Genomic DNA, 1,864 nt, shown 5'->3' with positions numbered 1-1,864 from the left:
CCCCCAAACTATCCAGTGTGGGAATGCCCATCGCGCCGGTGAAATTCCCGTCTGACCCACCGCCCTGGCTGCGGCCCTTCATCTCAAAGCCCAGCTCCTTTGCAATTTGCTTGGCCACTTCGAAAATCTTGGCGGTGCCTGGAGTGTCAGGCTTCCAAACGGGGCGGGTAACGCCACGCTCAACAATGAAATCAACCCCGTTTTTCGTGCCTTGCAGGGCCAGCATGCGCTGCACACCATCGTCGAGGTCCTCTTGCTTTTTCGCCATGCTCAAAGCCTCTGCGGTGCAGGAGGAGGAGACGCAATTGACCCATTGGCCTGCATGGATGACGCCTACCGAAAAGGTGCAATCCTCTCCCGTCATATCCTCGATCTCGATGATGCGGCGCGCCATCGCGGCGATGGCGCTCTTGCCGTCCTTCAAACGGGCGCCCGCGTGGCTGGGCGCGCCCTTGGTCGCCAGATTGAACCGCGCGATGGCGTAGCGTCCGATGGTCACGCCGCCGTCGTCGTGGCCTGGCTCGGGCACCAGCACATAGGCGCTGCGCGCAGCCTCCGCCTCGATTAGGCCACGGGTCGACGGTGTGCCGACCTCTTCGTCTGGGGTAAACAGCACCGTCACAGGCAGGGGCGTCTGCGCGCCAGCACGAATTAGCTGGCGTACCGCCTCCAGCGAAATATAGTTGCCACCCTTCATGTCCATCAGACCGGGGCCATAGCAAATGTCACCGTCGCGTTTGAAGGGCAGCACGTCGAGCGTGCCGATGGGGTGCACCGTGTCCATATGTCCCGCGATCAGGATGCCGGGCACGCGCCCGTGATCGGGATGCGGCATGCGCGCGCGCACCGACCCGCCAAAACCCATGCGTCCGGGAATACGCTCCACCGTCGCCCCCATCGTGGCCATGTCATAGGCTGCGATATCCATCATGCGGTTGACGGCATCCGCGTCCCACGTGGGGCTTTCACATTCGATCCAGGGGCGCAAGCCCGCCAGCATCTCATCTGTGTCGAAAGGCAATTCAAGCGGGTTCATGCGGACAACCTCCGTTCGACGATGCGCGCCATGACGGATGCCCCAACGGGCAGCACGTCGGGATCAAGGAAAAAGCTGGGATTATGCAGACCCGTGGTGCCCGAATGGCCGATCCGGCAATATGCACCCGGCACAACCTTGAGCATGTCCGCAAAGTCTTCCGACCCTGTGGCCGGCTCGTCTGTGCCCGAGATATTCTCTTTGCCCACGATGTCCTCGGCAGCCTCCAGATAGGCGTCTGACAGCGCTGCGTCGTTCATCAGCACGTCAAATATGTTGCGGTGATCAACGCTGATTTCGACGCCGTAGGCGGTGGCGAAACCCGCACAGAGCTCGCGCATGCGCTGCTCGGCCAGATCGCAGACTTCCTGCTTGAAGTAGCGGATTGTCCCTGCCAGCGTCGCCGTGTCTGGCACCACGTTATACGCAGAGCCGGCGTGGATTTGCGTCACCGACAGCACACAGGTGTCCAGGGGCGCCACGTTACGCGAGAGAATCGTCTGGATGCTGCCCACAAGGTCCGAGGCGATGACCAGCGGATCACGCGACTGGTGCGGCATGGCGGCATGGCTGCCTTTGCCCTGTACGGTGATGTCGAAGAAGGACGCGCCCGCCATCGCGGGGCCTTTGCAGATGCCAACGGTGCCGGGCTGCCCGTTCGGGGAATTGTGCATGCCGTACACCTCGTCGCAGGGGAACCGCTCAAATAGTCCGTCAGCCAGCATGCCGCGCGCGCCCCCCAATCCTTCCTCGGCCGGTTGAAAAATCAGCACGGCGGTGCCTATGAAATCGCGTGTTTCCGCCAGATGTTTGGCTGCACCCAGCAAC

General features: G+C 62.2%; 2 protein-coding genes. Both read right to left on the bottom strand.

The window, feature by feature from the left end; translation table 11 throughout:
- Nucleotides 1–1,036 (bottom strand): M20/M25/M40 family metallo-hydrolase (locus WAO69_RS02890; RefSeq protein ID WP_422176542.1); only part of this gene is annotated, 1,036 nt, incomplete at its 3' end.
- Nucleotides 1,033–1,864 (bottom strand): amidohydrolase (locus WAO69_RS02885; protein ID WP_422176541.1); only part of this gene is annotated, 832 nt, incomplete at its 5' end. The genes WAO69_RS02885 and WAO69_RS02890, both read right to left, overlap by 4 nt.

The sequence above is a fragment of the Aestuariivita sp. genome (genome assembly GCF_049276915.1).
Classification (GTDB): Bacteria; Pseudomonadota; Alphaproteobacteria; order Rhodobacterales; family Rhodobacteraceae; genus Aestuariivita.
Note: the sequence above shows the minus strand (reverse complement) of the source record. Positions and strands in the feature narration are given on the sequence as shown.